This window comes from Plantibacter sp. VKM Ac-2876, assembly GCF_015350715.1.
GTDB classification, from domain to species: Bacteria; Actinomycetota; Actinomycetes; order Actinomycetales; family Microbacteriaceae; genus Plantibacter; species Plantibacter auratus.
This window is the reverse complement of the sequence record NZ_JADKSI010000003.1, coordinates 821,322-845,735: the sequence shown is the minus strand read 5'-3', so window position 1 is coordinate 845,735 and position 24,414 is coordinate 821,322. Positions and strand designations below refer to the sequence as shown.

The window sequence follows — 24,414 nt, the reverse complement described above, 5'->3', positions numbered from 1 at the left end:
CCCTTCGACAGGCTCAGGGACCGGAACGGGGCGCCTCAGGGACCGGAAAGGGGCGTTCAAGGACCGGCGGGGTACGTGAGGCCGTGGCCGAAACGGAAGAGCGGGTCCTCGGTGTCGTAGGGGACGTCGGACCGACTCGCCTCGACGGCCGCCATCGAGCGCGGCAGGTCGAACGGCAGCCGGCCCTCCGGCAGCGCCCGACCGAAGACGACGTCGAGGAACGCCGCGTCACTGCCGCCGAAGCTCGCGACGAGTGCCGCGACCGCGTCCACCACCCCGGTGAGGATCGCCGGTCGGTCGAGATGCATGTCGAGTACGGTCTGCACCGTCAGCGCGAGCGCCCGCAACCGCTCGACCTCGTCGGCCGGGATGTCGAGCGATCCGGCGTGGAACATGGCCTCGAAGCCGCCGGGCCGCGGTTCGTACGGCGTCTGCATGCGCACGAGGGCGATGTCCGCCGAAGCCGGATCCGCGACGACCTCGCCGTACACGCCCGCGACCTCGGGATCGACGCCTTCGAGATACAACCGGGGACGCGGCGAGCGCACCGGCAGCGTCTCCTCCACGTTCGTCAGGACGGTGAACGCACGGCGCTGTGCAGCGTCGCCGGCCGCGACGAAGTCCGCGCGGCCGACGATCCCACTCGCGGCGCCCGCGTCGACGTACGGCTGCTCGAAGAGCCCCAGCACGAACTTCTCGCGCAGCAGTCGGCGCACCGAGGCGTCGACGCGGTCCTCGGTGACACGTCCCTGCTCGACGAGTTCGACCACGAGTTCGGGCCGGGCCTCGCCGCCGAACTGGTCGCAGCCGGCCTGCAGGATGCGCTCGACCCGGGACAGCTCGTCGAGGTGCTCCAGGCCCCATGCCCGTGCAGGCATGTCCTGCCCCATGATCGACGTGTCGGTGACGAGCCCCCAGTCGGTGCAGACGATGCCTGCGAACCCGAGCTCCTCGCGGAGGAGCCCCGTGATGATCTCGTGGTTGAAGGCGAACGCGACCTCCTCGTGCTCGGTCCCGACGGGCATGCCGTAGTAGGGCATCATCTGCGCGGCTCCGGCGGCGATCGCGGCGCGGAACGGGATGAGGTGGTAGTCGAAGTTGTCGCCCGGGTACACCTGTTCGCGTCCGTAGGCGAAGTGCGGGTCCTCCCCGTCGAGCTGGGGCCCACCACCCGGGAAGTGCTTCGTCATCGTGGAGACCGACTGCGGCCCGAGTTCGGCGCCCTGGAACCCTCGGATGTAGCCGGCGACGAGTTCGGCACTGAGCTCGGCGTCCTCGCCGAAGGTGCCGCCGATGCGCGACCAGCGCGGCTCGGTCGCGAGGTCGACCTGCGGGTGGAGCGCCAGCCGGATCCCGACGGCGAGGTACTCCTGCCTCGCGGTGTCGGCGAAGGCCTCGACGAGGTCGGCCGATCCGATCGCCGCGAGGCCGAGCGTCTCGGGCCACTGCGAGAACGCGCCGGCGCGGGCAGCCGTCCCCACGTTGTCGGTGAAGTGGCTGCGCGGGTCGGTCGACAGCGTGACCGGGATGCCGAGTCGCGTGCGCGACGCGCGCTCCTGCAGGGCGTTGGTCCACTCGGCGAGGGACGTCGTGTCGGGCGCGGTGCCGAGGACGTTGAAGTGGGACATGAGCTGCTCGCCGATCATGTGCTCGCCGCTCGCGAGTCCCATGTGCGGGTTCGCCTCGTCGATGGGGCCAGGGGCGATCATCGTCTGGAAGAGCATGCCGGCCTTCTCGGCGACGGTCATCCGTCCGAGGAGGTCCTCCACCCGGTCCTCCACCGGCAGGCTCGCATCGCGGTAGGGCAGCGCCGGTTCATGCTCGCTCATGGGTGGTCCGTTTCTCGTCAGTGAGTGGGGCGGCGTCGGGATCACCCGGGCTCAGGCGAGCCGGAAGCGAAAACCGAACTCCGTTCGGGAACGGAGTGTGACTCCAGTATGCCCGCTGACGGGGATCACGCAAGACTCAGCCGGCGTGGTTCCCCATGGCGCGCAGCCCGTCGGCCAGCCAGTCCAGCGACGGGGAGACGCCTGGCGCGACCGGATGGCGATTGAGGTGGCCATGGAGGACGCCCGGCTCCAGCCGGCTACGGACGGGGGCACCGGCGGCCTCCGACGCCGCGATGAGCAGCTCCCCCGACGGCCGGAGGTCGTCGAACTCCGAGAGCAGGACCGACAGCGGCGGGCGGTCCGGGGTCACGGGGACGATTCCCGGCAGGGCGAGCTCGGGCACGTCCTCCAGTCGACCGACGTAGTTCTCGACCATCCAGTCGATCGACTCGGTCGGGAACCGCATGAAGTCCGGCAGGACCGCCATCTCGGCCAGGACGTCCGCGGGCAGGGCGGGCACGGCGGCGTGCAGGAACGGGTAGGCCAGCAGCACGGCGTCCGCGCGACGATCGCTGCGGAGTGAGGCGGCGAGCGCGAGGGCCGCTCCGGCGCTTGCTCCACCGACGGCCGTCCGCGCACCGGGAACGGCCGACCGCTCGTCGTCGAGCTGCTCCCAGACCGCGAGCACGTCGTCGAGCGGCACCGGGTACCGCGTCGTTCCGTCCGCCAGTCGGTAGTCGACGGAGACGACCTCGGCACCCGCTCGCGCCGCCAGTTCGGCGCTCACGACGTGCGCCTCAGGCCAGTCGAGCGTCCCCGCAGCGAAGCCGCCGCCGTGCACCCAGAGGAGGGCGACACCACTGGGGTCGGCCGGGACGTAGTGCCGGATCGGGACCGCACCGTGCGGACCGTCGACGACCTCGTCGGTGATCACCACGTCGCTCGGCGGGTTCCACGGCCCGTCGTCGCCGTAGGCTGCGAGTCGTTCCTGGAACGCCTCGTCGAGCGTCCCGCCGGCGGCGGCGCGATCGGCGTTCGAGAACCCGTCGAAGAGGCTCAGGCGGTCGCGGTAGTACGGATCGAGTGACATGCGCCGAGCCTACCCAGCCGACTCGGTCGACTCGGTCGACTCAGCCGACTCAGACCACGATGCCGCCGACGCGGTGGAGGTAGACGTCGATGGCGTCCCGGCTCTCCTGGATGCACCCGAGCTTCGCATCCAGTCGCTCGCGATGCTCGAGCAACCGCTCCAGCACCTCCGCCGAGGGCGTCACCTGGTAGATCTTGTCGTCGTCCTCGAAGCAGGGCAGGACCTGGAGGATGAGCGCGGTCGGCATGCCGACGGCGATCAGCTCACGGATGCGCTGCACCTTCGCGACGAGGTGGTCCCCGTACTCGCGGTACCCGTTCGGGCAGCGGGTCGGGCGCAGCAACCTCTGTTCCTCGTAGTACCGGAGCAGCCGCGGCGTGCTCCCGGTGGCCGCCGCCAGTTCGCCGATGCGCATGCAAGACCCCTTCGACCGAGTTGTGTCCTCTTGGAGCAGCCGTCGGTGCCGGGCGGATATTCCCGGAGCATCCTCGTCGACTTGACCCTGCCACCAGTGGTAGGCCGGGAGACTCACCGACATGACCACCGACAGCGTGCGCACGGCACGATCCACGACCCCTCCGGCCGCCCGAACCCGCTCTCCCCTCCCGACCGCGCTACTCCTCGCCGCCGTCGGATTCGTGACGCTCCTCACCGAGGTGCTCCCGGCCGGGGTCCTCCCCGCGATGGCCGCCGACCTGGGCGTCTCGGAGTCGATCGCGGGCCAGAGCGTCGCCGTCTTCGCACTCGGTTGCATCGTCGCCGCGATCCCGCTCAGCCGTGCGCTCGCGAAGCTCGACCGCCGGACGGTCGTGCTGCTCGCCCTGATCGTCTCGGCGCTCGCGAACGCCGGCACGGCCGTCGCACCCGACCTGCTCACGCATCTCGCGACCCGGTTCGTCGCGGGGCTCGTGGCCGGCGTCGTCTGGGCGATGCTCCCGGGGTACACGCGCGGGTTCACCACCCCGGAGCGGTTCGGCTCCACGCTCGGCATCGTGCTGTCCGGTGCCACGCTCGGCTTCGCGCTCGGCGTCCCGGCCGGCGCGGTCCTCGGTGAGGGGTTCGGTTGGCGCGCGGTGTTCGGGATCGTCGCCGCCGCCACCGCGCTCCTCGGCGTCATCGCGGTCGTCGTCGCTCCTCGCGTGGCAGGCAGCGCGCCCGGACGTTCGACACGCATGGGTGCGGCGCTCCGCATCCCCGCGGTCGTCACGATCCTCGTGGCCCTCGCCGTCTGCATCATCGGCCAGAACATCGCGTACACCTACCTCGCACCGGTCCTGTCCTCCCGCGGGGCGCCCGTGCCGCTCGGGTTGCTCCTCGCCACCTTCGGTGTGGCGTCGGTCGTCGGCACGCTCGGCGCCGGACGGCTGGCGAACCTGCGCCTCGGGACGACCATCCTCACGGCCGCCCTCCTCGGGACCGTCGGCCTCGCCGTCGTGGCCTGGGATCCCCCGGTCGCCGTCCTCCTCATCGCAGCGGCAGGCTGGGGGCTCGCCTTCGGCGCCTACTCCGTGCTCTTCCAGGTGGCGATCGCGCGGGTCGCCGGGAACGCTGCTGACGCGGCCCAGTCGGCGCTCGTCACGGTGTGGAACTGCTCGATCGCCACCGGCGGGGCGGTCGGCGGGATCATCCTCGGCACCTGGGGCCCGGCCCTGCTCCTCCCGGCAGCGGCCGCGCTGACCGTCGTCGCCATCCCCCTCTGCGCCGTGATCGCACGCGCCGTCCGCCGCGGGTGAACGATGGAGGACCCGGCACGCCGGAGCCGGGTCCTCCTAGACTCGATGCGATGCCCGTCCCGTTCCTGCACTCGCCGAACATCCTGTTCGACACCGTCGTGGACCGCACGGAGCGACTGTCGCCCGGCTTCGTCCGCCTCACCCTCGCCGGTGCCTCGCTCGCCGACTTCGCCCCGTACGAGCGGGACCAGCGGATCAAGATCCTCCTGACCGGAGAGGACGGCGCGTACCCGGACGGACTCCACGGCGGCCTGCCGGAGCACGCGTGGCGGCGGGCCTGGCGCGCACTCCCACCGGCGGACCGCCCGGTGATGCGCAGCTACACGGCCCACCGTGTCAGGCCGGCGCAGCAGGAGGTCGACCTCGACGTGTTCATCCACGAGCCGGCCGGCCCGGCGAGTCGGTGGGCGCTCGGGGCGCGGAAGGGCGACCGGTTGCTCGTCTCGGGTCCGGACGTCCGTCGCGGCGAGCCGACGCACGGTGTCCAGTGGGCACCCGGTACCGCGACGACCGTGCTCATCGCCGCCGACGAGACGGCCTTCCCCGCCGTCCACGGGATCCTGCGCTCCCTCGACGAGGACGTCCGCGCCCACGTCCTCCTCGAGCTCGGCGACCCCGCCGACACCGCCCTGCTCGGGCCACTGCTCGAGCGTCACACGGTCGAGGTCCATGAACGGGCCGGGCGGCCTGGCGGTGACGCGCTCGTCGCCGGCGTCGACCGGTGGCTCCATCTGCACGGGTCGTCGGCGGCGACACTGGGCACGGACTTCGCCGCCTGGCTGGTGACCGAGAGCACCCGGATCCCCCTCCTGCGCGCTGCGACGACCGACCACGGGATCGATCCGGAGCGCATCCACGGGCAGGGGTACTGGAACGCTCGCCCCAGAGCCACACCCGAATGAAGGTTATGCTTGCCTTACTCGGTCGCATGCCTCGCGACCCGTTCGAAAGGTGATCCGTGCCCCTCCCCCTCGCCCATCGTCGACGTCTCGTCGCCGTCGCCGCACTCTCCATCGCCGCCCTCGGCCTCTCCGCCTGCAGCAGCTCGAGCGCCTCGACCCCCTCGGACACCGCGACGAGCGCGACCCACGTCATGGAGCACGCCCACGGCGAGACCAGCATCCCCGACGCACCCAAGCGGGTCGTCGTCCTCGAACCGGTGCAGCTCGACACGACCGTCGCGCTCGGCATCACCCCGGTGGGCGCAGCGGTGCTGAACGAGACCGCCGGCGTCCCCGCCTACCTCGGCGAGAAGGCCGCCGACATCCCCACCGTCGGGACCGTGGCGGAGCCGAACGTGCAGCTGATCGCCGCCGCGAAGCCCGACCTCATCATCGGCACCGAGTCGCGGCACTCCGCCCTGTACGACCAGCTGTCCGAGATCGCACCGACGGTGTTCATGACGACGCAGACCGACCCCTGGCGCGACAACGTGCAGTTCGTCGCCGAGGCACTCGGTGACCCGGACGGCGCGGACGAACTCCTCGACGCCTACGACGCACGCTGCGCGGAGATCGCGAAGGAGCACGACACCGCCGGCAAGACGGCACAGCTGATCCGCCCGCGCGACGGCGTCCTGACGCTGTACGGCCCCACCTCCTTCGCCGGTAGCACCCTCGAGTGCGCCGGGTTCACGACGCCCGAACACGCCTGGGAGGACATCTCCCTCGACCTCTCCCCCGAGCGCGTGCTCGAGGCGAAGGCCGACCAGGTCTTCGTGACGAGCGTCGACCCCGACGACTCCTCGACCCTGCCCGCCTCGCTCACCGCGAACACGGACGCCTTCCCCGAGCTGCACCTCGTCGACCAGTCCTTCTGGATCACCGGCGTCGGCCCCCTCGGCGGCATGGCCGTCCTCGACGACCTCGACCGGCTGCTCTCCGACGGGTCGTGACGAACCCGACCGCGATCCTGACCGCCCGCGACACCTCGGTGAGCGGGCGGGCGCCGCGACGACACCGCTTGCTCGTCGGACTGCTCGCGGGCGTCGCGGCGCTCGCGGTCGCCGTCCTCCTGTCGCTGTTCGTCGGCGCGAACCCGATCGCACCGGATGACGTCCGTGCGGCGCTCCTCGGCACAGGCTCGGACGAGGCGAACTTCGTCGTGTGGGATCAGCGGGTGCCACGCACGGTCGCGGCGCTGGCCGTCGGCGCGGCCCTGGGCGTCGCGGGTGCGCTCATGCAGGCGTTCACCCGGAATCCGCTCGCCGACCCCGGCATCCTCGGGGTCAACGCCGGGGCCGGCTTCGCGGTCGCCGTCGGCCTGGCGTTCCTCGGCGTCCGGGCGCCGGGCGACATCGCCTGGCTCGCCTGCGGTGGGGCGCTCGTCGTCACCCTCGTCGTGTACGCGATCGGTTCCGGCGGGCGTGAGCAGTCCTCCGCCGCCCGCCTCACCGTCACGGGCGTCGCGTTCGGTGCCGTACTCGCCGGACTGACGACGGGGATCGCGATCACGCACCCCGACGCGTTCGACCGGATGCGCGGCTGGAACGCCGGCAGCCTGCTCGAACGCGACCTCGGCGTCGTCGTGCCGGTCCTCCCCTTCCTCGCCGTGGGGCTCGTCCTGGCCGCGGCGAGCGCGCGGAGCCTCAACGCGATTGCCCTCGGTCCGGACGTCGCCAGAGCACAGGGCGTCAGCGTCACGCGCAGTCGGATCCTGGTGCTCGCCGCGGTGACGCTGCTCGCCGGCGGCGCCACCGCGATCGCCGGGCCGATCGCCTTCGTCGGCCTCGTCGTGCCCCACCTCGTGCGCTGGTCGGTCGGCAGTGATCAGCGCCGCATCCTCGGGGGTTCGGTCCTCGTCGGCTGCATCCTCGTGCTGTGCTCCGACGTCGTCGGACGGATCGCGGTGCTCCCGGGCGAGATGCCCGTCGGGCTCGTGACCGCGTTCGTCGGGGCGCCCGTCCTCATCGCGCTCGCCCGACGCAGAACGGCCTCGGGCCTGTGAGTACGACACGGGAACAGGTGACCGCCGGGCGCCGACCGGCACGACGAGCCCTCCTCGTCTGCGCCGCCGTCGTGCTGGCGATCGTCGTCGCGGCGATCGCCGGTCTCGCGCTCGGCGACTACCCGCTGACCACCGACGAGGTGCTCGGCGTCCTCAGCGGACGCGTCGACGGCCTGGCCCGCACGGTCGTCCTGGACTGGCGACTGCCCCGGGTCCTCGCGGCGATCGGCTTCGGCGCAGCGCTCGGTGTCTCGGGAGCGGTCTTCCAGACGCTCACCCGGAATCCGCTCGCGAGCCCCGACATCATCGGCCTCGCGAACGGCTCGTTCACCGGGATGCTCGTCGCGCTCCTCCTCCTCGGTGGCAGCTGGCCGGCGTTGATGGCCGGGTCGCTGATCGGCGGTCTGGCGGCCGCGGTCGCGATCTTCCTGCTGGCCCTCCGCCAGGGCTTGTCGGGCTTCCGCTTCATCGTCGTGGGCATCGGCGTCTCGGCCATGCTCGCGGCGTTCAACAGCTGGCTGTTGCTCCGGGCCGACCTCGACGTCGCGCTCTTCGCGGCGGCCTGGGGCGCGGGGACGCTCAACACCGCGACTGCGACCGTCGTCTGGCCGGCACTCGCGTGCCTCGTGGTGCTCTTCGCGGTCCTGCCGTTCGCCGCCCGTCCGCTCCGCCAGCTCGAACTCGGTGACGACGTGGCCGCCGCGACCGGGGTGCGCCTCACCCGTGAACGCGCCATCCTCATCGGCCTCGCGGTCGCGCTCGTGAGCGCGGTGACCGCGGTCGCCGGCCCGATCGCGTTCATCGCCCTGGCCGCTCCGCAGATCGCCCGCCGGCTGACCCGCTCGCCGGGTATCCCGCTGGTCGCGACGGGGCTCGTCGGCGGCGTCCTGCTCCTCGCGTCCGACCTCGTGGCCCAGCATCTGATCCCGCTGACGGTGCCGGTGGGCGTCGTCACGGTGGTCGTCGGCGGGCTGTACCTCACGCAGTTGCTGCTCCGGGAACGCCGACGCTGAGGGTCGGTTCCGAACCACTCAGCGTGCGTCGTCGAGTTCCAGCAGTTCGCCGACGGTGCAGTCGAGCACCCGGCAGATCGCCGTCAGGGTCGAGAACCGGATCGCCTTCGCGCGGTCGTTCTTCAGCACGGACAGGTTCACCACGCTCACCCCGACGAGCTCGCTGAGTCGGGCGAGGGTGAGACCGCGGTCGGCGAGCAACCGGTCGAGGTTGCAGTGCACGCCGGTCGCGACATCCTCCTCGGGCGTCGGCACCATCAGACGAGCCCCTCGGTGTCGGCGCGCAGGCGCTCGCCGGCGCGGAAGGCGATCGCGAGGCCGCCGACCGCCATGGCGACGAAGAACGGGATCCAGGTGAGCGGATAGGGGGTTCCTTCGACGGCGCCGTCGGTCGCCGCCGCGAGCGCGCCGTTGGACGCCATCGTGCCGAACCAGGTGTCCGCGATCCACCCGCAGAGGATGGCGATGGAGGCGATCGAGAGCAGCCGTGCGTTCCTGGGGGCGAAGGCGTCGCCACGGAGCAGGCGGCGGAAGAAGCGGAACGCGCAGACGATGACCACGAGGTTCGCGATCGCCGGCAGGATCGCGGCGAGCAGCACGCACACGAAGGTCACCACCGGGAGGTCGGCCACGACGACCGAGCCCTGGTCGATCGTGAAGGAGCCGGCTCCTGCCGCACCCGGCAGGACTGCATCGACGGCGTCGAAGAAGACGGGCACCCGGGTCCCGTCGGTGCCGAAGATATCGAGCAGCCGGAGGACGAGCGTGACGACGACAGCCCCTGCCGCGACGACGGCGGCACCGAGCACGGATACGAGGTCGTTGCGGTTGGAGCGCTCGGTCTTCGCGGCCTGCCAGGCCGCATGGTCGAAGCCGGACGGCGTCGGGCGATCGGTGGACTCGGTCATGATCATCACATCCATATCGATTGTCGTTGGTATCGATAAACGATATGCCGAGATTGATCAGAACGCAAGAGCGGGCGGCAAGCACGTCCGCCCAGCCGGATCACCCGGGCGGTGACCCGTCGAGCGCGTCGAGCTCTCGCAGCGCCGCCTCGGCACGCTGGAGTCGATCAGCCTCCGGCTCCTCCCACCACTTCGGGCCGCGTTCACCGAGCCCGTGCTTGGCGAGGCCGACGCGACGGCGGGCAGCAGCGACCGCGTCGTCGTCACCCGCCCGCTTCGCGACGCCGACACCGGAACGCCCACGACCGAGATGGGACTGCAGGGACGCGACGAGTTCGGCCGGCAGGCTCGGATCCGTCCGGCGCCAGCGCCTGCCGTTCACGACGAACCAACGGTCGTCCTCCACCGGCCCGTCGTCCGATCGCGGCGTCACGGGTGCCTCCTGGAGACGACGCAGGGCCCGGCCCACCGCGCATGCGGACGAGACCGGACCCTGGAGGTCATGATGGCGCGATCAGCCGTTCTTGACGGCGTCGAGCACGCCCGCCCACCCGAAGGCGGAGATGGCGTCGGCGAAGGTCGAATCGCCGCGCCCCTCGCCGATCTGCTTACCCGAGGCGTCGCGGACGACGACCGTGTGGTCCTTCTCGGCCTCGGTGCCGTTGCCCTCCTCGATGAAGTCGATGTGGATCTCGCTGTCGCCGAGGGTGCCGGTGACCGTGGTCGTGGCGTCCTTCTCGGTGGTCTTCGTCGTGAGGAACGGACCGCCGCCGAGTGCCGCGAGCGCCTCGTTGATCTGGTTCGTGAGCGATGAGGTGTTCATGTGTCTCTCCCTACGGTGATGAAGAGTCCAGGGTAGTGAGCGGACCCGGGAACGGCGGGAGCATGGCGCTCGCGCACGAGATGTGCGATAGGGCGACTGGAGACGGCGACCGGACACGACAGCCGGAGTCGCCGCAGGAGCAGAAGATCGGCCCCGCGTCAACGGTCGGCACCATCCAGGTGCGGTCGGAGCCGCGAGTCGTAGGCTGCGAGCCACGCAGACCGGCACCCCGACACCGACGGGCCGGTCGACGAGACGAAGGAGACCCCATGGCCGGAGACACCGACCCCTACACGACCCTCAACAAGCTGCTCGCGGACTTCCGGTTCGCGATGCTCACGACGGTGGACCTCGACGGCAAGCTCGTCGCCCACCCGCTCACCGTCCAGGAGCGCGAGTTCGACGGCGACCTGTGGTTCATCGTCGGCAAGGACGCCTCCGCCGTTCAGCAGCTCGACGTCAACCCGAACGCCGGCGTCACGCTGAGCTCGGACAGCTCGTGGGTGTCGCTCGCCGGCACCGCCGAACTCGTCGAGGACCACGCCAAGCTGGAAGAGCTGTGGAACAGCGTCGTCGAGGCATGGTTCCCGGACGGCCCCTCCGACCCGCGCGTCGGTCTGTTGAAGTTCTCGGCCGACAGCGCCGAGTACTGGGACAGCCCCGGCGGCAAGATCGCGACCGCCGTCGCGTTCGTGAAGTCCAAGGTCACCGGCGAGACCTACGACGGCGGCGACAACGCGAAGCTCGACCTGTAACGAGCGGCCGACCGGCGGGCGTCAGTCCCGCTCGTCCGTCAGGACTCCGCCCAGGATGCGGGCCGCCTCATCGAAGCGGCCCGCGTCCTCGCCGGAGTAGTTGACCCGGAGGTACGGCCCCGCGGGTTCGGCCGGGAACCACTCGGTGCCGTCGGAGACGATCAGCCCGCGGCTCTCGCAGGTGCGGACCACGCGCGGCACATCGGTGCCCTCCGGGAGCCGCAGCCACAGGTTCAAGCCACCGAGCGGCAGCCGCTCGAGGTGCGCGGTCGGGGCGTGCTCGCGCAGGCTCGCGACGAGCAGGTCCCGCCGGGCACGGAGGAGCGGTCGCAGACCGCGGAGGTGCGACCGCCACCCGGGTTGGGTGACGACGTCGAGGGCTGCGGCCTGCAGGACCCCGCTGATGTACATCGACTCGGCTGCGAGGTCGGCCAGGATCCGGTCGTGGGCGGGCCCCCGCGCGATGACGGCGGCGACCCGCAGCGCCGGCGAGACGCTCTTCGTCAGCGACCGCAGGTAGATGACGTGTCCGTCGTCGTCGAGCGCCGCGAGCGGCCGGGAGTCGACGTCGATCGCGAGGTCGTGCGCCCAGTCGTCCTCGACGAGGAACGCGCCGTGCCGCCGGACGGCCTCGAGGATCGCGGCCCCCGTCTCCGGCGACCAGCGGCCGCCGGTCGGATTCGCGAAGGTCGGCTGTGCGTAGAACGCCCGCGCACCGGTGTCTTGGAACGCACGCTCCACGACGTCCGGGTCCGGTCCGTCAGGGCCGGTCGGCACGGGGACCAGCGTCACGCCCGCCTGCTCGGCCGCGAGGATCGCACCCCAGTAGCTCGGCGACTCGATGAGCATCGGTTGCCCCGGGCCGACGAGCGCCCGGAAGATCGAGCTGAGTCCGCTCTGACTGCCGGAGATCACGATGACGTCCCGCGCGGTCGGCGGCGTGACCCCGGGCGGTGCGGCTTCCGCGAGGTCGGCCGCGAACCACGCCTGGAGCTCCGGCGAGCCGGCCGCCGGCGATCGGGTCATCGCCACGTCGGTGCGGGCGGCACGCGCGAGCGCGGCGCGGACCAGCCGTTCAGGCAACAGTTCTCGGGCGGGGTATCCGGAGTGCATCGCGATCGCGGCGGGTGCGACCGACCGTTGCGCCGAGGAGAGCGCACCAGAGCGCCACGGCAAGGCACCGAGCGCGGCGGTCTGCCAGCCGTAGTCGACGGACCGCACCGGACGAGCCGCCCGCACGAAGGTGCCGACGCCAGGCCGACTCTCGATGAGCCCTCGACCGGCGAGCTGGCGCATCGCGTTCTGGACGGTCACCGGACTCGCGCCGAACTCGGCCGTCAAGGCCCGGTTGGAGGGCACGCGTGCACCCGGAGGTGCCGCTGCGATCCAGGCGGTCATGGCGGCGACGATCCGCCCGGTGCTATCGTTGTCCATGAGTCCACAGAGTAGCGTTATCGCGACGCCGGCGCGAGTGTTATCCCGCAGCGGGCTCGGCTGGGGCTTCCTCGGCGTCCTGGCGTTCTCCTTCACGGTCCCCGTCACGAAGGTCGCACTCGTCGGGCTCTCGCCGCTCTTCATCGGTTCCGGGCGCGCGGTCGTCGCAGCCCTGCTCGCCGCGATCACCCTCGCCACCCTGCGAGCGCGGCGACCGACCGGCGTGCAGTGGGCTCGCGTCACGATCGTCGCCGGCGGCGTCGTCGTCGGATTCCCACTCCTGACCTCCTTCGCGCTGACCACCGCTCCCGCCGGTCACAGCGCCGTGGTGATCGGCCTCCTCCCGGCGGCGACGGCGGTCGCCGCCGTCCTCCGGGGCGGCGAGCGCCCGACCCGACGCTTCTGGATCTTCGCCGGCTCTGGCGCGGTCGCGGCGATGGCCTTCGCCTCCGTGCAGCACGGCGGCCTCGCACCGATGGCCTGGTCGGACCTCCTCCTGCTCGGTGCCGTCGTCGCGGCCGCCGTCGGCTACGCGGAGGGCGGACTGCTCGCCCGGGAGCTGGGCTCCTGGCAGACGATCTCCTGGGCGCTCGTCGTGGCATCACCGCTCATGGTCGCCCTCACGGCACTGGCGGTCGTCCAGCAGCCGCCGACCGCAACCATCGGCAGCTGGCTGGCCTTCGGCTACCTCGGCGTCGTGAGCATGTTCCTCGGCTTCTTCGCCTGGTATCGCGGACTCGCGATCGGCCCGATCGCCCGGGTCAGCCAGATCCAACTCGTCCAGCCGGTGCTGAGCATCGTCTGGGCGGCCCTCATCCTCCGCGAGCGACTCGACTGGGCCACCGTGCTCGGCGGGCTCGCGGTCATCCTGTGCGCCGGCCTCGCCGTCCGCACCCGTCTCGACCGGAAGTGACCCCACCATGCGCCACACCCCCACGTACCTGATGACCGACGTCGACGAGGTCAAGCGCCTCATCCGCAACCACCCGTGGGCGACGTTCGTCTCGCCCGCGAGCACCGGACTCGTCGCCTCCCACTACCCGGCGATCCTCGAGGAGGACCGGGACGAGCTGTCGATCGTCAGCCACTTCGGCCGGCCGGACGAGCGCTCGCACGAGCTCGGCGAGCACGAGATCCTCGTCATCATCCAGGGACCGCACGACTACGTCTCGCCGAGCTGGTACCCCGAGGGCCAGGTGATCCCGACGTGGAACCACGTCACCGCGCACCTGTACGGCACGCCGGAGGTCCTCAGCGAGGACGAGAACTACGAGATGCTCTCGCGACTCACCGACCACTTCGAGGACCACCGACCGGACGGCCGCCACCTGCCCCAGGACGAGGCCGGCACCCGGCGCGCAGCGAAGGGGACGGTCGGCCTCCGGATGCGCGTGACCCACTTCGACGCCCGCGCGAAGCTCAGTCAGAACAAGACGCCCGAGGTGGTCGACGACATCACCGCGCACCTTGCGGAGCGGAATCCGGCACTGGCCGAGGAGATGCGGCGTCAGCAGGATCGGCGGCCGGAGGGGCACTGACCCGACGGGCACCGACGCGACCGCGGGCGTCGCTCACGAGCACGAGGGCGACGCCCGCCGCACTGAGCAGGAACCCGCCGGCCGTCAGGAGCGTGAACGGCTCCCGGAACAGGAGCGCACCCGCGACGGCGGTCGTCGGCGCGACGAGGAACAGGAGCGCGTTGAGGACCGTGACCCCGATGCGACGCAGCAGCCACCAGTAGAGCCCGTAGGCCGACAGCGTCGGGACGAGCGCGAGGAAGAGCGTCGTCAGCCAGAAGCTCGCATCGCCCGGCGGCACCGCCTGACCGGTCGCGAGGGCGAGCACGGCGAGGAGCACCATGGTCGCCGTCGCGTGGACGGTCAGTGTGAGGAGGACCGGGGATCGGTGCGGCGAGCGCCGTTCCAGGATCGTCGCGGTGATGAGGCTGACCATGGCCAGTGCGGGCAGGGCGTAGGCGATCGGCGGTGCGTCCGAGGCGCCGAACTGGGACTGCACGATGAGGAACACTCCGACCGCGCCGATCCCGAGTCCCAGCCATTGGGCACCCGGAACCCGCACGTGCAGCAGCGGTCCGGCGAGCGCCGCGATGACGAGCGGCTGGACGGCGTCGATGAGCGCGGTCGTCCCGGTCGAGATGCCTACGGCGACCGAGGCGTAGACGAACACGACGTAGCCGAACTGCGCGAACAGTCCGATGACGAGCTGCGAGCGCAGCTGAGCCCGGGTGGCGTTCCGCCACTGCCCGCTCAGCACCAGCACGATCGCGAGCCCCACGGCGAGCGGGACGAACCGCCAGAGGAGCACGGTGAGCACCGGTACGTCCTCGGTTCCGATCTTCGCGACGATGAACCCGGAGCTCCACGCGAGGACGAACCCGATCGCCGCGAGGGGGACGATGACCGCGCGGATCGCGCGAACCACGGGTATACCGATCTGTTTACTCATCCCCGCAGTATACAGACTGGTATAGTTTGCGCATGACGGTCGACACTCCAGAGCTCGCACCCCTCACGCCGGGCGCCCGACGCGTGCTCGACGCCGCCTCCGTGCTCTTCTACGAGAACGGCATCCACGCGGTCGGCGTCGACACCATCGCGGAAGCGGCCGGGGTCACGAAGAAGACGCTCTACGACCGCTTCGGCAGCAAGGAGGCCCTCGTGCTCTCCTACCTGCAGCATCGCGACGCCCGCTGGCGCGTCTGGGTCGACGAGTTCCTCGCCCGGCATCCGGAGCCCGGGGTCGACCGGGTCCTCGCGATCTTCGACGCGGCGATCGGCTGGTCGGACGACAACAGCCCCAAGGGCTGCAGTGCGGTCAACGCACGCGCGGAGATCCCCGACCACGCGACCAGCGGCCTCGTCCTCCCCGAGGTCACCCGACAGAAGCAGTGGCTGCTCGAGCGCTTCACCGAGCTCATCACCGAAGCCGGCCTGTCGGACGCCGGAGCGCGCGCCCGCGAACTCATGTTGCTCTACGAGGGCGCGATCGTGACGGTCGGGATGCGCACCTTCCGCGAACCGTTCGAGACCGCGCGTGCGATCGCGCGTCGACTCCTGGCCGCCTGACTGGAGCCGGCGCCGGCCTGTCGCCGACAACCCGACATCGCGTAGGGTCTCGGGATGGACTTCACCGACGACGCCACCGCCGCCGACCGCGAGAACAGCACCGACCGCGTCGCCATCGTCACCGGGGTCGGGCGCCGCCGCTCGATCGGCGCGGGACTCGCCACCGGTCTCGCCGCGGACGACTGGAACCTCGTCCTCAACGCCTGGCGGCCCTACGACGACCGCGTCGGCTACGAGCGGACCCCCGACGACCCCGAGGCGATCGCCGACGAGTGCCGCGCGCTCGGCGTGACCGTCGAAGTCGTGCTCGGCGACCTCGCCGACCCGGCGTTCCCGGCCGAACTCGTCGAGCGCGCGGCGCAGCTGGGTCCCGTGTCGGGGCTCGTCATGTCGCACTGCGAGTCGGTGGACAGCTCGATCCTCACGACGGACCTCGACAGTTGGGACCGCCACTTCGCAGTGAACGCGCGGGCGACGTGGCTGCTCATCAAGGCCTTCGCCGAACAGCTCCCCGTGCAGGAGGCGCCGCCCCGGGTGGCCGGTCGCATCGTCGCCCTCACGAGCGATCACACCGTGCACAACCTCCCCTACGGGGCGAGCAAGGGTGCGCTCGACCGCATCGTGACCGCCGCGGCGGTGGAGCTGGGCGACCGCGGGGTGCGGGCGAACGTCATCAACCCGGGTCCGATCGACACGGGCTGGATGACCGACGACATCCGCCGCTGGGGCACCGAGGCGACGCCCGCCGGCCGGCTCGGCACACCGTCCGACACCGCCGACCTCGTCCGCTTCCTCTTCTCGCCGGCGGGCTCCTGGATCAACGGCCAGGTGCTCTCGAGCAACGGCGGCTTCAACGTCGGCTAGGGACGTGCGTCCCGGCCGATCCGCGCACGGATGTCGGCGATGTCGTCCGGCATGATCCGACAGCAGCCGCCGACGATCGTCGCCCCGGCCTCCAGCCAGGCCTCCACCTCGCCGACCCCGGCGGCTCCGCGCCAGCAGCGGGCGCCGGCATCCCACTGCTCGCCGGAGTTCGGGTAGACCACCACCGCCTTGTCCGTCACGGACCGCGCAGCGGCGATGGCCGGGAAGACCTCGTCCGGGTGCGAGCAGTTGACACCGACGGCCTGGAACTCGTCGATCCCCTCGACCAGTCGGAAGCCCTCCGCCATCGGCTCGCCCGAGCGCAGACGACCGCCCTCCACCGTGAACGACAACCATGCCGGCACGCCCGAACCCCGCACCAGATCGGCGAGCGCCGTCGCCTCGTCGAGCGTCGGGATGGTCTCGAGGGCGAGGAGGTCGGGGTCCGCGTCGACCAGCACTGCCAGACGCCGCTCGTGCCACTGCCGCAGCTCGGTCCGGCTGAGACCGGAGGCACCCTGGTACTCCGAGCCGTCGCCGAGCGTCGCACCGTATGGACCGACCGACGCGGCGACGAGGAGCGGGCCGTCGGGGTCCGATTCCGACCGCGTGTCGCGCGCCGTCCGCGCCAGTTCGACGCTCGATCGCAGGAGCCGTTCGGTCTCGGGAGGCGCGCTGCCGATGCGCTCGAACGCGTCGAAGCCGACCTGGTACGACGAGGTGATCGCGATCTGCGCACCGGCGGCGAAGAAGTCCCGATGAGCGTCCAGAATCGCCTGTGGCTCCTCAAGCAGCAGACGAGCGCTCCACAGCGCGTCGGAGAGGTCGTGCCCTCGTGCCTCGAGCAGCGTTCCGAGACCGCCGTCGAGGGTCCAGACACCGCGCCGAAGATCCATGCCGTCCATTGTGCCCGCACCACCGCGGGGAGGGGCGCCACTGGACACCTGGTATTGTCTATACCCGTCCAGAGCCGAGAGGACGCGTTCTCCCCGAGAACGACCCGCCACCCGACGTGCAGCTCCCCCGAGCTCCGTGCCAGTGCAGCATGGCGATCCTCCGGCATTTCTCGGGCACTGAGCGACTACGCGAGTGCCGAATGATTCAACACGACTGTCAGGAAACGAGTACTGCTTGTGAACTCCAGCGACAACGCGGCATCATCGTCCCCCGCATCCCCCTCCCCCAAAGCCGGCCGGAAGCCGGCCCGCAAGACCAGGCGCCTCCGCGTCGACGACGTCCTCGTCGTGAAGCGGTCGCGCATCCGCACCGCCATCTCAGGCACCGTCGTCGGCAACTTCATGGAGTGGTTCGACTTCGGCATCTACGGCTACCTCGCGGTCACGATGACCGTCGTCTTCACCGAGGGACTCCCTCCTGAGGCCGGCATCCTCGTCACCCTGTTCGGGTTCGCCGTGTCGTTCCTCGTGCGTCCGCTCGGCGGGCTCGTGCTCGGACCGCTCGGCGACAAGATCGGCCGGAAGAAGATCCTCTTCCTCACGATGTCGATGATGGCCGCGGCGACCGCCCTCATCGGCGTGCTGCCGACCGCCGCCCAGATCGGGCTGTGGGCCATCGCCCCGCTGTACCTCCTCAAGATGATCCAGGGCTTCTCGACCGGCGGTGAGTACGCCGGCGCTTCCACCTACGTCGCCGAGTTCTCACCCGACCGTCGCCGCGGGTTCTGGGCCTCCTGGCTCGACGTCGGGTCCTACGTCGGCTTTGCGGCCGGTGCCGGGACCGTCGCCCTCACCACGCTGATCGCGGAGGGCCTCGCCGGCCCCGACGCGATGACCGAGTTCGGTTGGCGCATCCCGTTCCTCATCGCCCTGCCGCTCGGTGCGGTGGCGGTGTGGTTCCGCCTCAAGATCCCCGAGACCCCGGCCTACGAGGTCGCCGAGACCGCCGGTGGGATCGAGTCCGAGCACGAGGACCCCATGGCCCGCCAGGGCGTCTTCGGGATCTTCCGTCACTTCTGGCGCCAGATCCTCATCGCGATGGCGATCGTCGCCGCGACGAACACCGCAGGCTACGCGCTCACGAGCTACATGCCGACCTACCTCGAGAAGGACGTCGGGGTCTCCAACCTGACGGCCGCGGTCGCGACCATCCCGGTCCTGCTGATCATGTCCGCCTGCCTGCCGCTCGTCGGCCGGATGTCCGACAAGCTCGGTCGCAAGCCCGTCTACCTCATGGCCGTCGGTGCGACCCTCGCCCTCATGGTGCCGGCGTTCGCGGTCATGCAGATCGGTGAGATCTGGGCCATCTTCATCGCCCTCTTCATGGTGGCCGCCCCGGTCGCGCTGTGGGCGGGACCGTCCGCGGCCTCGCTGCCGGCGTTCTTCCCGACGGCGTCCCGCTTCGGCGCGATGGCGATCGCCTACAACCTGTCGGTCTCGCTCTTCGGCGGCACGACGCCGCTGTTCAGCGAGTTCCTCATCCAGCTCACCGGCAACACCTTCATGCCCGCGTTCTACATCATGTTCTTCGCGGCGGTGGCGGGCGTCGGCGTGCTCACGATGCGGGAGACGGCTCGTCGTCCGCTCATCGGCTCGGTGCCGACGGTCGAGACGAAGGCCGAGGCGGTGGAACTCGTCAAGGGGCAGGACGACAACCCGCTCATCGACACCCACACGATGCCGCTCGACATCCTGCCGCCCGCGTCGACCACCGGTGCCGCGGCGGACGGCCAGGACGGACGCGTCACGACGCCCGCCGGCTAGCGGGTTCGTCGACGCGTTCGTCGGTGACGACGCGTTCGGTGATCACGATCGGGGCGGGTGCGCGGTGCGCATCCGCCCCGTCGCGTCCGACCCGTTCGAGGAGCGCGGCCTGCCAGCCGCCGCTCGCGACCGGCTTCGCCAGGGCAGCCGGCACGGACGGCTCCGCCTGCACCTCCGACGTCGTCGACTGCTCGAGCTGCGCGACCGACCCACGCTCCTCGACGAGTGCCTCCTGGATGATCCGTCGGGGATCGAACTGTCGAGGGTCGAGACGTTTCCACTCGGTCGGGTCGAACTCGGGGCCGAGTTCCTCGGCGGCTCGCGCCTTGGTCGTGGCGACGAGGTCGCGGACGGTGCGGACGAGCACCCCGAGGCGCTCGGCGTACACCGGCAACTGTTTCGGGCCGATGAGCACGGCCGCGAGGATGCCGATGACGATCAGCTTGTCCATGGTGAGTCCGAACACGATGCGCTCCGACGATCAGACGGCAGGGGTGTCTGCGCGCGTGTCGGCGTCGCCCGACACCTCGTCCTTCAGGATGCGCGCCGACTGCCCGACGCTGCGGGCGAGGCTGGGGAGCTTCGCCGCGCCGAAGAACAGCAGGATGACGGCGAGGACGATGAGGGCGTGCCAGCCGGTGAGGTTCTGGAGGAATCCCATGACGGGTCCTTTCGGATCGATGTAGGTCGGGACAGGAGTGCGTGGAGGTGGCGCGGTCAGCGCCCGCTCGGCGGCGTTCCTCCGCCGCCGCCGGCCCCGCCACCGCCGGACGGAGCGGCACCGGCGGTCGGCGTCGTCGTGGTGTCGACCCGGACGGTGAGCGCCACCTGGTATCCGGAGGTCGCGTCGCCCGTCACCGTCGCGAGCTGCAGGGCGCCGCCGTCGTCGCCGAAGACGTTGTCGTCGTCGAGACTCACCTGGGCCAGGTTCGCGCTCGAGCCGTCGTAGCCCGACAGCGCGTAGACGGTGTCGCACGCCGCCTGCGGGAGGGCGACCTGCGAGGTCGCGATGGCGTTCGCGGAGTCGGAGATGTCCGCGACCGTCGGGTACACCTCGAAGTGGATGTGCGGCCACCGGCCCGAGTAGCAGGCCGGGAAGATCGAGGTGTACGAGACGGTCCCCGAACTGTCGGCGACCTGGACTCCGCGGAGGTAGGTCTCGTCCTCGATCCCGTCGGAGTACATCGAGTAGCCGCCCGACGCGTCGCAGTGCCAGACGTACACGGCGACGTCGGCGAACGGGGCGTCACCGTTCGCCATGTCGAGGATGGTGAGCGAGAGGGCCATGGGGACCCCGTTCGCGGTGGTGCCCGACCCGATGCTCGACCGGATGTCGCTGCGGACGATGCCGGACTCCTCGAGCACGTCGGCTCCGTTCGAGCCGTCGCCCGGATAGGGGCCCGCGGTCTCGTCGGGGATCTCGCCGGCAGGCAGGTCGCCGGTCGCGGTCGCGGTGCTCGTGCCGGAACTCGCAGCGCCGGTGCTCGTGCTGCTGCTGCCGGACGCCCCGGTGGAGCAGGCGGCGAGCGCGACGGCCCCGACCCCGGCGCCGACGAGGCTCAGCACCGTGCGCCGGCTGACGAGGGTTCCGAGGTCGAACGCCACGCCCTGGTCGACGACCTCCTCGTCGGCCCGGTCGAGCAAGCGGCCCTCGTAGGCCGGGCCGTCCGGGGTGGTCTCGGGTGTCGGGATCCTGCTCATGGTGCGCCTCGCCTTCGTCTGCGATCGGTGGTCTCGATCGGTGGTGAGACGAGCATCGGCGTGCCGGCTATGGGCTTCCTATGAGCCGTCCATACGTCGTCGATGGGTCTGCTGGGCGGTTGCCGAGTCCGTGGATCAGCGCGGGGTGGCCTTGAGCCCGTTGGGCGGTCCGTCGCGGTCGGAGGCGGTGCGCGGGACGTCGTACCGGACGAGCGCGTCGGCGCGTTCCAGGCTCGGCTGCACGCTCATCAACACCCGCTTGAGTGGATCGATGTCCCAGGCGATGACGAAGTACGCGTCGGCACCACCCCGATCGCGGCGCCGTTCGATGACCGCCTTCGGGATCACCGGGTCGTTCCGCATCACGAGCCACGTGTCGTGGTCGAGGCGGATCGGACGTGGGCGGGTCATGTGTCGAACATACGTTCGAATGTCGCGTGAGGCAAGTCGACGACCGAGCTGCTTAACTTTGCTTAACCGCTTGACCACCCTCTCGGCGTCCCGCTACGGTAACTGCGTAACCGATTAACCACTCACTGCAGAGGACGTCATGAACCAACGAGGGTTCCACCAGCCGAACGGCGCATGGGTCGGAGACGTCATCCCCTGGCAGGAGGACGGTGTCTTCCACCTCCTCTACCTGCACGAGTCGCGTCGCGTGCCCAAGATCGGCATGCCGTGGCATCGCGTGACCACCCGGAACCTCGTCGACTTCGACGACCTCGGCGAGGCACTGGCGTCGGGCGGACCGTCCGCGCCGGACTTCAACGTCTACACGGGGAGCATCGTCCGGGGCCCCGACGGGGTCCACCACGTCTTCTACACGGGACAGCACCCGGAGCGCCGCGGTGCCGACGGTCTGGCGCTGCAACTCGTCATGCACGCCGTCAGCACCGACGGCATGCGCACCTGGGAGCGCCGGGAGGCCGACACCTTCGGCGCCACCGCAGGATATGAGACCGCCGACTGGCGGGATCCCTTCGTCTTCTGGGACGAGGACGCGGCCGTCTGGCGGATGCTCATCACCGCCCGACACGCACACGGCCCGGAACGGCGTCGCGGCGTCATCGCCCAGTGCACCTCCACGGACCTCTCGACCTGGGAACCCGTCGAGCCGTTCTGGGACCCGCGCCGCTACATCGCCCACGAGTGCCCCGAGGTCTTCCAATGGGGCGACTGGTGGTACCTCGTGTACTCCGAGTTCAGCGAGTCGTTCACGACGCGCTACCGGATGTCGCGCACCCTGCACGGCCCCTGGCTCGTCCCCGAGCACGACACGCTCGACGGACGCGCCTACTATGCGGCGAAGTCCGCCGCCCGCGACGGACGCCGGTTCTTCTTCGGCTGGATCGCCTCGCGTGAGGGAGCCCACGACGCGGGCGCCTGGCAGTGGGCCGGCACCATGTCGGTCCTCGAAGCGGAGCAGCGTGCCGACGGCACCCTCGCCTTCCATCCGCCGGTCGAACTCCGCGAGACGTTCGGACCCGCCGAGGAGCGGACGGACGCCGCCATCACCTCGGGCACGGTCCTGAGCGCCCCCGACGGGTACGCCGACGCCCTGTCGGCCGTGGACGCGCCGAGTTCCTTCCGGCTGGTCGCCCGGTTCGACATCGCCCCCGGCACGAGTGAGTGCGGCGTCCTCCTCCGGGCGAGCGACGACGGCGACGAGGGTTACGTCCTGCGCCTGGAGCCGAAGCGCGACCGCCTCGTGTTCGACCGCTGGCCCCGCTCCAGCACCGGCACGGAGCAGTGGCAGATCTCGGGCGACGTCCCGTTCGTCGTCGAACTCGAACGCCCCTGCCATCTCGCCCCCGGCTTGCACGAGCTCGAGGTGATCGTCGATGGCGACCTCTGCGTCGCGACCGTCGACGACGCGGTCGTCCTCAGCACGCGCCTCTACGACCGACCGACCGGTCGCGTCGGCGTCTTCGTCGGTGAAGGGACCGTCACCGTCGAGGCGTGCACGCTCCTGCCGCGCGACGGCGGCGACTCCGACGACGACCCCACCTCACACCGACTCCTCACCAGCACCACGTCCTGATCCCGACACCACGCTCCGCCCTGCTGCACCACCACCCGCACACCCGCACCCACCTGTGATCGATCAACGGAGATTCCGACCATGCCAACCACCGCACGCCCCCGCACCATGCGCCCCACCCGCAGCACCGCCTTCGTGGCGCTCGTCGCCGCTGCAGCACTCGCCCTCTCCGGCTGCGCCGGCGGATCGAGCGCCACGGACCCGACCGACGTCGACCCGAAGGGCGACATCGTCCCCCGCGAGATCTCGTGGCTGCTCTCCCGCCCGGCCGACGGCGGGGTGATCACCGCGATGGAGCAGATCGCCGACGAGTACGCGAAGGACCACCCCGGCTTCTCACTGAACCTCATCACGACGCCCGACCGCCCGTCCTACATCCAGAAGTACGAGACCCTCGCGGCCGCGAACAAGCTCCCCGAGCTCTTCGACACCGACGCGACCCCGTTCGCGCAGAAGCTCGCGAAGCAGGGCCGGATGGTCGACGTCGACCTGCTCCTCGAGGACCTCGGTCTCGCCGACTCCTACCGCGAGGCGGCGCTCAACTACCAGCGGTTCGACGACGGCTCGCTGTACATGGTGCCGTTCGAGTTCCAGTTGGAGTTCTTCTGGTACAACCGCTCCCTGCTCGAGGACGCCGGTGTCACCGTCCCGGCCACGCTCGACGACTTCCCCGCCATGTGCAAGGCGCTCCGCGCCAAGGGCGTCACCCCGATCGCGCTCGACGGGCAGGACCAGTGGCCGCTCGAACGATACATGGCCTACTACCCGTTCCGGATGGCGGGTCCTGAGTACATCCAGGACCTGAAGGCCGGGAAAGCCTCCTTCTCCGACCCGGCCGGAAAGGCCGCAGCCGAGTGGCTGTACGATCTCGGGCAGGCCGGCTGCTTCCAGGAGGGCTTCTCCTCGACCGGCTACGCGGACGCGCAGGCGCTCTTCACCTCGGGGAAGGCCGCGGTCTACAACATCGGCACCTGGGAGCTCTCGAACCTCGCGACGGATGCGCTCGACCCCGGCGTCCGTGACGCGGTCGGCACCTTCACCCTGCCGACCATCGACGGTGCCGTCACCGCCGACAACGAGTACGTCACCCCGTCCGGCATCGGCATGGCCGTGAACGCGAAGACGTACGACCCGCTCGTCCGCGACTTCCTCGCGTTCGCCCTCGAGCGCTACCCGGACCTCTACGCGGCGACGGGCGCGCTGTCGCCGACGACCTCCGCGCAGACCACCGTCCCCGCGAACGCGACCGAGCTGTACGCGAGTTCTGTGGCGCAGGCCGACGGCGTCGGACCGGCGATCGCGATGCCCTGGGACACCCAGCTCGACCCGGCCACGAACACCCGACTCCAGCAGGAGCTGACCCTCCTCGTGCAGGGCGACATCACGCCGGACGAGTTCATCAAGACGATGGACGCGGCCCTCACGGAGAACGTTGATGACTGAGCTCACCCGGACCGCGGTGGGCGCGGCA

27 protein-coding genes are annotated in these 24,414 nt (G+C 70.9%); 13 read left to right on the top strand and 14 right to left on the bottom strand.

Annotation, left to right across the window (positions count from 1 at the left end):
• Positions 1-56 precede the first annotated feature (56 nt).
• From ITJ62_RS16450 to ITJ62_RS16440, 3 genes are all read right to left on the bottom strand, one after another.
• A complete protein-coding gene (locus ITJ62_RS16450) occupies positions 57-1,829 on the bottom strand; it encodes a glycoside hydrolase family 3 protein (RefSeq protein ID WP_194604360.1) in 1,773 nt (590 codons plus the stop codon).
• Between the two features lie 136 nt (positions 1,830-1,965).
• Entirely contained in the window at positions 1,966-2,919 is a 954-nt protein-coding gene (locus tag ITJ62_RS16445) for an alpha/beta hydrolase fold domain-containing protein (RefSeq protein ID WP_194604357.1), read from the bottom strand.
• Between the two features lie 49 nt (positions 2,920-2,968).
• Positions 2,969-3,334: a MerR family transcriptional regulator gene (locus ITJ62_RS16440; protein ID WP_194604355.1), complete on the bottom strand. Its 366-nt coding sequence runs from the start codon at positions 3,332-3,334 to the stop codon at positions 2,969-2,971.
• A gap of 121 nt (positions 3,335-3,455) precedes the next feature.
• Between ITJ62_RS16440 and ITJ62_RS16435 the strand changes: the two genes are divergently transcribed.
• From ITJ62_RS16435 to ITJ62_RS16415, 5 genes are read left to right on the top strand one after another with little or no spacing between them, the layout of a single operon-like run.
• A complete protein-coding gene (locus ITJ62_RS16435) occupies positions 3,456-4,652 on the top strand; it encodes an MFS transporter (RefSeq protein WP_194604352.1) in 1,197 nt (398 codons plus the stop codon).
• A 50-nt stretch (positions 4,653-4,702) separates the two neighbouring features.
• Positions 4,703-5,554, top strand: a complete 852-nt coding sequence (locus ITJ62_RS16430; RefSeq protein WP_194604349.1) for a siderophore-interacting protein — start codon at positions 4,703-4,705, stop codon at positions 5,552-5,554.
• Positions 5,555-5,610: 56 nt separating this feature from the next.
• Positions 5,611-6,546 (top strand): iron-siderophore ABC transporter substrate-binding protein, encoded by a 936-nt coding sequence (locus ITJ62_RS16425; RefSeq protein ID WP_194604346.1) that lies wholly within the window; start codon positions 5,611-5,613, stop codon positions 6,544-6,546.
• The gene (locus tag ITJ62_RS16420; protein WP_370581969.1) at positions 6,543-7,598 is read left to right on the top strand and encodes a FecCD family ABC transporter permease; all 1,056 of its coding nucleotides are present in this window, start codon (positions 6,543-6,545) and stop codon (positions 7,596-7,598) included. The genes ITJ62_RS16425 and ITJ62_RS16420 overlap by 4 nt, the downstream gene beginning before the upstream one ends.
• Positions 7,595-8,611, top strand: coding sequence for an iron chelate uptake ABC transporter family permease subunit (locus ITJ62_RS16415; protein ID WP_194604344.1), 1,017 nt, complete (start codon positions 7,595-7,597; stop codon positions 8,609-8,611). Before ITJ62_RS16420 ends, ITJ62_RS16415 begins: the two co-directional genes overlap by 4 nt.
• An 18-nt stretch (positions 8,612-8,629) precedes the next feature.
• Here the strand turns inward: ITJ62_RS16415 and ITJ62_RS16410 are convergent, their stop codons facing one another.
• The 4 genes from ITJ62_RS16410 to ITJ62_RS16395 form a co-directional block, all read right to left on the bottom strand.
• Positions 8,630-8,869 carry a helix-turn-helix transcriptional regulator gene (locus tag ITJ62_RS16410; protein ID WP_079002926.1) on the bottom strand — a complete coding sequence of 80 codons (240 nt, stop codon included), beginning with the start codon at positions 8,867-8,869 and terminating at the stop codon, positions 8,630-8,632.
• Positions 8,869-9,519, bottom strand: a complete 651-nt coding sequence (locus tag ITJ62_RS16405; protein WP_194604341.1) for a DUF2975 domain-containing protein — start codon at positions 9,517-9,519, stop codon at positions 8,869-8,871. The genes ITJ62_RS16410 and ITJ62_RS16405 overlap by 1 nt, the downstream gene beginning before the upstream one ends.
• A gap of 100 nt (positions 9,520-9,619) precedes the next feature.
• Positions 9,620-9,952: a biopolymer transporter Tol gene (locus ITJ62_RS16400; protein ID WP_194604338.1), complete on the bottom strand. Its 333-nt coding sequence runs from the start codon at positions 9,950-9,952 to the stop codon at positions 9,620-9,622.
• A gap of 81 nt (positions 9,953-10,033) precedes the next feature.
• Positions 10,034-10,342 (bottom strand): hypothetical protein, encoded by a 309-nt coding sequence (locus ITJ62_RS16395; protein WP_079706962.1) that lies wholly within the window; start codon positions 10,340-10,342, stop codon positions 10,034-10,036.
• Between the two features lie 269 nt (positions 10,343-10,611).
• On the opposite strand from ITJ62_RS16395, the gene ITJ62_RS16390 reads away from it, so the two are divergent.
• Positions 10,612-11,097, top strand: a complete 486-nt coding sequence (locus tag ITJ62_RS16390) for a pyridoxamine 5'-phosphate oxidase family protein (protein ID WP_064294726.1) — start codon at positions 10,612-10,614, stop codon at positions 11,095-11,097.
• A gap of 21 nt (positions 11,098-11,118) precedes the next feature.
• On the opposite strand, the gene ITJ62_RS16385 is transcribed toward ITJ62_RS16390, so the two are convergent.
• Positions 11,119-12,531 carry a PLP-dependent aminotransferase family protein gene (locus ITJ62_RS16385; protein ID WP_194604336.1) on the bottom strand — a complete coding sequence of 471 codons (1,413 nt, stop codon included), beginning with the start codon at positions 12,529-12,531 and terminating at the stop codon, positions 11,119-11,121.
• Between ITJ62_RS16385 and ITJ62_RS16380 the strand changes: the two genes are divergently transcribed.
• The gene (locus ITJ62_RS16380) at positions 12,530-13,444 is read left to right on the top strand and encodes a DMT family transporter (RefSeq protein ID WP_194604332.1); all 915 of its coding nucleotides are present in this window, start codon (positions 12,530-12,532) and stop codon (positions 13,442-13,444) included. The genes ITJ62_RS16385 and ITJ62_RS16380 overlap by 2 nt on opposite strands.
• A gap of 7 nt (positions 13,445-13,451) precedes the next feature.
• Positions 13,452-14,069, top strand: coding sequence for an FMN-binding negative transcriptional regulator (locus ITJ62_RS16375; RefSeq protein ID WP_194604330.1), 618 nt, complete (start codon positions 13,452-13,454; stop codon positions 14,067-14,069).
• Here ITJ62_RS16375 and ITJ62_RS16370 read toward each other — a convergent pair.
• Positions 13,987-14,997, bottom strand: a complete 1,011-nt coding sequence (locus ITJ62_RS16370) for a DMT family transporter (RefSeq protein WP_194604327.1) — start codon at positions 14,995-14,997, stop codon at positions 13,987-13,989. The genes ITJ62_RS16375 and ITJ62_RS16370 overlap by 83 nt on opposite strands.
• Positions 14,998-15,029: 32 nt before the next feature.
• On the opposite strand from ITJ62_RS16370, the gene ITJ62_RS16365 reads away from it, so the two are divergent.
• Both ITJ62_RS16365 and ITJ62_RS16360 read left to right on the top strand, forming a co-directional pair.
• A complete protein-coding gene (locus ITJ62_RS16365) occupies positions 15,030-15,617 on the top strand; it encodes a TetR/AcrR family transcriptional regulator (RefSeq protein ID WP_194604324.1) in 588 nt (195 codons plus the stop codon).
• A gap of 54 nt (positions 15,618-15,671) precedes the next feature.
• Entirely contained in the window at positions 15,672-16,481 is an 810-nt protein-coding gene (locus tag ITJ62_RS16360) for an SDR family oxidoreductase (RefSeq protein WP_194604321.1), read from the top strand.
• Here the strand turns inward: ITJ62_RS16360 and mmuM are convergent.
• Positions 16,478-17,377, bottom strand: coding sequence for a homocysteine S-methyltransferase (gene mmuM, locus ITJ62_RS16355; protein WP_228498555.1), 900 nt, complete (start codon positions 17,375-17,377; stop codon positions 16,478-16,480). The genes ITJ62_RS16360 and mmuM overlap by 4 nt on opposite strands.
• Before the next feature lie 237 nt (positions 17,378-17,614).
• On the opposite strand from mmuM, the gene ITJ62_RS16350 reads away from it, so the two are divergent.
• Positions 17,615-19,201, top strand: a complete 1,587-nt coding sequence (locus tag ITJ62_RS16350) for an MFS transporter (protein WP_194604318.1) — start codon at positions 17,615-17,617, stop codon at positions 19,199-19,201.
• Here the strand turns inward: ITJ62_RS16350 and ITJ62_RS16345 are convergent.
• The 4 genes from ITJ62_RS16345 to ITJ62_RS16330 form a co-directional block, all read right to left on the bottom strand.
• Positions 19,182-19,667, bottom strand: a complete 486-nt coding sequence (locus ITJ62_RS16345; RefSeq protein ID WP_194604315.1) for a hypothetical protein — start codon at positions 19,665-19,667, stop codon at positions 19,182-19,184. The two genes, ITJ62_RS16350 and ITJ62_RS16345, sit on opposite strands and share 20 nt — an antisense overlap.
• Positions 19,668-19,682: 15 nt before the next feature.
• Positions 19,683-19,862 (bottom strand): twin-arginine translocase TatA/TatE family subunit, encoded by a 180-nt coding sequence (locus ITJ62_RS16340; RefSeq protein ID WP_194604312.1) that lies wholly within the window; start codon positions 19,860-19,862, stop codon positions 19,683-19,685.
• Between the two features lie 56 nt (positions 19,863-19,918).
• Positions 19,919-20,902, bottom strand: a complete 984-nt coding sequence (locus tag ITJ62_RS16335) for an intradiol ring-cleavage dioxygenase (protein ID WP_194604309.1) — start codon at positions 20,900-20,902, stop codon at positions 19,919-19,921.
• Between the two features lie 135 nt (positions 20,903-21,037).
• Entirely contained in the window at positions 21,038-21,313 is a 276-nt protein-coding gene (locus tag ITJ62_RS16330) for a hypothetical protein (RefSeq protein ID WP_064294714.1), read from the bottom strand.
• A gap of 139 nt (positions 21,314-21,452) precedes the next feature.
• On the opposite strand from ITJ62_RS16330, the gene ITJ62_RS16325 reads away from it, so the two are divergent.
• Positions 21,453-22,943, top strand: coding sequence for a glycoside hydrolase family 32 protein (locus tag ITJ62_RS16325; RefSeq protein WP_194604306.1), 1,491 nt, complete (start codon positions 21,453-21,455; stop codon positions 22,941-22,943).
• Between the two features lie 81 nt (positions 22,944-23,024).
• A complete protein-coding gene (locus tag ITJ62_RS16320) occupies positions 23,025-24,386 on the top strand; it encodes an ABC transporter substrate-binding protein (RefSeq protein WP_228498553.1) in 1,362 nt (453 codons plus the stop codon).
• The last annotated feature ends 28 nt before the right edge of the window (positions 24,387-24,414 follow it).